Annotated in this window: 5 protein-coding genes; 3 read left to right on the forward strand and 2 right to left on the reverse strand. The window is 73.3% G+C overall.

The features are described 5' to 3' along the window. On the forward strand, nucleotides 1–1,157 hold a 1,157-nt coding region (locus MXD58_RS19180; protein ID WP_250609673.1), incomplete at its 5' end, for an FAD-dependent oxidoreductase. A gap of 129 nt (nucleotides 1,158–1,286) precedes the next feature. On the opposite strand, the gene MXD58_RS19185 is transcribed toward MXD58_RS19180, so the two are convergent. Together MXD58_RS19185 and MXD58_RS19190 are read right to left on the reverse strand one after the other, a co-directional pair. Further along, entirely contained in the window at nucleotides 1,287–1,430 is a 144-nt protein-coding gene (locus tag MXD58_RS19185) for a GPGG-motif small membrane protein (protein ID WP_248839172.1), read from the reverse strand. 114 nt (nucleotides 1,431–1,544) lie between these two features. Next, complete coding sequence (locus MXD58_RS19190; protein ID WP_248839173.1) at nucleotides 1,545–3,326, reverse strand: glycerol-3-phosphate dehydrogenase/oxidase; 1,782 nt, start codon at nucleotides 3,324–3,326, stop codon at nucleotides 1,545–1,547. Between the two features lie 342 nt (nucleotides 3,327–3,668). Here MXD58_RS19190 and MXD58_RS19195 point away from each other — a divergent pair, with 342 nt between their 5' ends. Further along, nucleotides 3,669–4,847, forward strand: coding sequence for an acyl-CoA dehydrogenase family protein (locus MXD58_RS19195; protein ID WP_248839174.1), 1,179 nt, complete (start codon nucleotides 3,669–3,671; stop codon nucleotides 4,845–4,847). A 121-nt stretch (nucleotides 4,848–4,968) separates the two neighbouring features. Next, nucleotides 4,969–5,287, forward strand: a 319-nt coding sequence (locus MXD58_RS19200) for an acyl-CoA dehydrogenase family protein (RefSeq protein WP_250609674.1), incomplete at its 3' end; no start/stop codon positions are given.

Raw genomic sequence — 5,287 nt, forward strand, 5'->3', positions numbered from 1 at the left:
AGGTGGAGGTCACCGCGGCCGATGGCGCGCGCCGGCTGCTGCGGGCGGCCCGGGCGGTCGTGGTCGCCACCGGAACCCGAGCGACGGTCCCGCCCATCCCGGGCCTCGCCGACGCGCAGCCATGGGACAACCGCGCCTCGACCGGTGCCCACACCGTGCCGCGGCGGCTGGTGGTGCTCGGCGGCGGCGCGGTCGGCGCCGAACTGGCCCAGGCGTTCCGCCGGCTCGGCAGCGAGACGGTCACCGTCGTCGAGGGTGGGCCCCGGCTGCTGGCCCGCGAGGAGGAGTTCGCCGGTGACCAGGTGAAGGAGTCGTTCGAGGCGGACGGCATCACGGTGCTCCTCGGCACCCGGGTCGTCGAGGTCCGCCGGGCCCCCGGCGGCGTCGACCAGCCGCGTCCGCCGGTGACGGTCACCCTCGACCGCGGTGCGGGGTCGGCCGGCCCCGGCCCCGGCTCCGGCCCCGGCTCCGGCACGCACGCCGACGGCCCCGGCAGCCCCGGTGGCGAGGCGGGGCCGGGGACCTTCGAGGCCGACGAGATCCTCGTGGCGGTCGGGCGCACCCCGGCGACCGCGGAGCTGGGACTTGACGCGCTCGGTCTGCGCGCCGGCGGTTTCATCGAGGTCGACGAGCGGCTGCGCGCGGTGGGCGTCGCGGCGGGCTGGCTGTATGCCGTCGGCGACGTCAACGGCCGCGCCCTGCTGACGCACATGGGCAAGTACCAGGCGCGGATTGCCGCCGATGTGATCACCGGGCGGCGGGATTCCGCCGGGCAGGACGCCCGGGATCTCGCCGACGGGCGCGCCGTGCCGCGGGTGACCTTCACCGATCCGCAGGTCAGCGCGGTCGGGCTGACCGAGCGGGCGGCCCGCGAGGCGGGCCTGTCGGTCCGCGCCGTCAGCGTGGCGACCGGCGGGGTCGCGGGGTCCTCGGTGCGCGGCGAGGGAGCCACCGGCACGTCCAAACTCGTCGTGGACGAGCAGCGCCGCGTTCTCGTCGGCGCGACGTTCACCGGCCAGGACACCCAGGAACTGGTGCACGCGGCCACGATCGCCATCGTCGGCGCGGTACCGCTGGAACGGCTGTGGCATGCGGTGCCGTCGTTTCCGACGGTGAGCGAGGTCTGGTTGCGCCTGTTGGAGGAGTACGGATTGTGAGCCGGCCGCCGGCATGGTTGCCGGCGGCCGGGTGCGGGAATTCCGACTGTCGGGTGGACGGCACCCACGCCGACAAGAAACCGGTGTGGGCGAAACGCTCGACGTCACAACGACGACGGCACGGCGGGATCAGGTGAAAATCGAGACCCCGCCCGGACCGATGAGCAGGCCTACGACGATGAGCGCGATCCCGTAGAGCAGACCGCCGCGCACGATTGTCACGATTCCAGCGATGACCAGCACCACGGCGATCAGCCAGAGAAGGGTTGCCATGCCGACTCCCTTCCGCAGCCGGCAGCCATAAAACCCCCAGGCACACCTGGGCGAAATACCCTGTTTGACAAAGTGACCTGTTTGACGGAAAGCCCTGTGTGACGGAGCGCGTGATCAGCCGGCGGCCGGTGCCGGCGCGCGCCGGTCCGGGTAGGCATCTCGGCGCACGTCGGGCGCCCCGGCGCGGGTGGCGTCCGCGGTGGCGTCGTCGGCCTGCTCCTGGGCGGCCCGTTCCGCTGCCACCCGGGCCAGGTAGTGCCCGACCTCGCGGTCGCGGGCGGCGGCGTCCCAGCCCAACGTGGGGGCGATCAGCGCGGCGACGGCGGGGGCCGCCTCGACGCCGCGGTCCTGGGTCTCGATGGAGATCCGGGTCCGGCGGGTGAGCACGTCGTCGAGGTGCAGCGCGCCCTCGTGGGTGGCCGCGTACACCGCTTCGGCACCGAGGTAGGCCGGCGCCCCGGGCAGCGCCGTGGCGAGTTCCGGGCGGGTCGCGGCGAGTGCCAGGACCTCCTCGGCGAGCGTGCCGTAGCGGTGCAGCAGGTGCTCGATCCAGTTGACCCGCAGCCCGTAGCGGCGCGCCAGGGTCTCCCGGGCGTTCCACAGGGCCGGGTAGCCATCCGCGCCGAGCAGCGGGATCTTCTCCGTGCACGACGGCGGAACCGGTCGGCCCATTCCCCGCACGGCGGCGTCGACAGCGTCGGCGGCCATCACCCGGTACGTCGTGTACTTGCCGCCGGCGACCATCGTCAGACCGGGCAGGGGAGAAACGACCGCGTGTTCCCGGGAGAGCTGGGTGGTGTCGTCGGACTCGCCGGCCAGCAGGGGGCGCAGACCGGCGTAGACGCCGATGACGTCGTCGGTGCTCAGCGGGGTGCGCAGCACCCGGTTGACGGTCGTCAGCAGGTAGTCGATGTCGGCGCTGGTCGCCACCGGGTGGGCGAGGTCGAGGTCCCACTCGGTGTCCGTGGTGCCGATGATCCAGTGACTACCCCAGGGAATGACGAACAGGACGCTGCGCTCGGTGCGCAGGATCAGCCCGGTCTCGCCGTGCACCCGCTCGCGCGGCACTACGATGTGCACGCCCTTCGAGGCCCGCACGGTGAACGGCGACGGGCCGCCGACCATCGACTGGATCTCGTCCGTCCACACCCCGGTCGCGTTGATCGTCTGGCGCGCGCGCAGCGCGATCCGCTCGCCGCTCTCGAGGTCGAGCACGGTGACGCCGGTGACCCGGTCGCCGTCGCGCAGCAGGCCGGTGACGCGGGCGCTGGTCGCCACACTCGCGCCGTAGCGCGCGGCGGTGCGGGCGACGAACAGGGTGTGCCGGGCGTCGTCGACCTGGCCGTCCCAGTACTGGATGGCGCCGACGAGGGCGTCCGGGCGCAGCGACGGGAAGACCCGCAGGGCGGCCTTGCGGGTCAGGTGCCGGTGGTGCGGCAGCGTGCCATCGCCGCCCGGGCCGATGCGGGCCAGGCCCTGGCCGAGGGTGTCGTAGAGCAGCACCCCGCTGCCGATGTAGGCCCGCTCCCAGCCATGGCGGGTCAGCGGCAGCAGAAACGGGACGGTGCGGACGAGGTGCGGCGCGAGCGTGTCCAGCATCAGCGAGCGTTCCCGCAGCGCCTCGCGGACCAGCGGGGCGTTGAGCTGCTCGAGGTAGCGCAGGCCGCCGTGGATGAGCTTGCTGGACCGGCTGGACGTGCCGGCGGCCAGGTCGCGGGCCTCGACGAGGGCGACGGACAGGCCGCGGGTCGCGGCGTCGAGGGCCACGCCCGACCCGGTCACCCCCCCGCCGATCACGGCGATGTCCACCTCCTCGGTACGCATGCGACGCAGCGCCTCGGCGCGACGGGTGGAATCGAGGCTCGCGGGCGATGCTGCGGGCCTGGTCTGCGTCATGGCGGCGGTCCTCCTTCGAGCCTGCGTGGTGTGTGGTGGTGTGTAGTGGTGGTGCGCGTGCTCAGAGTGCGCGTGCTGGTGGTGCGTGCTGATGGTCGTGGTGCGTGCCGATGGCGGTGGAGCGTCCTGGCGGGGCGCGGCCGTCGCGGCCCGGCTGTCTCCATCGTGCCGGCTGACGGTGACGAATGCCTGTGGGCAGATGAACGACGGGCGTCGGCGGGGCGGCGCGACGGCGCTGGCCGGAGTTTGTCGAGCGACACACGACCGGCTCATGGAGTACTACGGTCTGAGTGTCCGGACCCTCCCGCCCCTGCGACGAGGCCGACAGATGGGTGCGACCACGTGGACCTGACCTACTCCCCGGCGGCGGAGGAGTTCCGCGTCGACCTGCGGGCTTGGCTCGCGGCGAACATCCCCGCGCGGTGGGCCGCGTCCGGATTCTGGGCGTCGCTGGACGAGGACGAGGCGTTTGACCTGCGGCGGGACTGGGAGCGCCGCAAGGCGCTGGCCGGTTTCGCCGGGATCGAGTGGCCGGTGGAGTACGGCGGGCGCGGGGGCAGCCCGGCGATGGCCGCGATCCACGACGAGGAGCTGGCCCGGGCCCGCGGCCCGCGGTCGGTGAACACCCTCGGGCTGACCTTCCTGGCGCCGACCCTGATGGCCGTCGGCACCCCGGAGCAGAAGGCCGAGATCATCGGTCCGATGCTGCGCAACGAGGTGATCTGGTGCCAGGGTTTCTCCGAGCCCGGCGCCGGCTCCGACCTCGCGGCCCTGCGCACCCACGGGGAGCGCGACGGCGACGCGTTCATCGTCAACGGTCAGAAGGTCTGGACGACGTCCGCCCGCCGCGGCGACCAGATCTTCACCATGGTCCGCACGGAGCCGGGCTCCAGCCGGCACCGCGGGCTGTCCCTGCTGCTGATCGACATGCATGCGCCCGGGGTGGAGGTCCGCCCGATCCGGCAGATGAGCGGCGTCAGCGAGTTCGGCGAGGTCTTTTTCACGGACGTGCGGGTGCCCGCGTCGGCCTGCGTCGGCGGCCTCGGCAACGGCTGGGCGACGGCGATGCTGCTGCTTTCGTTCGAGCGCGGCGCGTCCGCCATCGGCCAGTACACCGACTACCTGCGTGCCTTCGAGGAGATCGTGCGGGTCGCCAAAGCGCTCGGGCGCGACGGTGACCCGGTCGTGCGCCAGGAACTCGCGCGTCGCCGGGTCGAGCTGGAATGCCTGCGCTACCACTCGTTGCACGTGCTCACCGAGGTCGAGCAGGGCCGTGATCTCGGCTTCGCCTCGTCGGTGACGAAACTGCAGTGGTCGCAGACCTACCAGGGGCTGTTCGAGACGTTCGACGAGCTGCTCGGCCCTGACGCGGCGCTCGTGCGGCCCACGGCGGACGTCGACCTGACGGCGCTGCGCCGCGAGAGCTTCTGGACCAGGTCGGTGACGATCTGGGGCGGATCGTCGCAGGTGCAGCGGTCGATCGTCGCCGAGCGGGTGCTCGGCCTGCCACGCGGGTCCTAGGCCGCCGCGTGCGTCCTGGCCCGCTGTCTCCCAGCCTCCCGCGTCCCAGCCTCCCGCGTCCCAGCCTCCCGCGTCCCAGACCCCTGTCCGTCAGCCCCGTTCCGTCAGGAGACCACCGACCGTGTTCTTCGCCCTGACCGACGAGCAGCGTGCGCTCGCCGCCTCCGTCCGCGATCTGCTCGCCGGCCGCTTCGACCTCACCGCGGTGCGGGCCGTGGTCGACGATCCCGCCGGTGACGGCCACCCGGTCGACCTGTGGAAGGCGATCGGGGAGCAGGGCTGGCTCTCCGCGCGGATACCGGCCGACCACGGCGGCCTCGACCTCGGCCTCGTCGACGTGCAGGTGATCGCCCGGGAGTTCGGCGCGGGCGTCGTGCCCGGACCGTGGGCCGCCACCGTGCTCGCGGGCGAGGCGGTGTTGCGCGGCGCCGAGCCGGGGT

The sequence above is a fragment of the Frankia sp. AgKG'84/4 genome (assembly GCF_023242965.2).
In the GTDB taxonomy this organism is placed as follows: domain Bacteria; phylum Actinomycetota; class Actinomycetes; order Frankiales; family Frankiaceae; genus Frankia.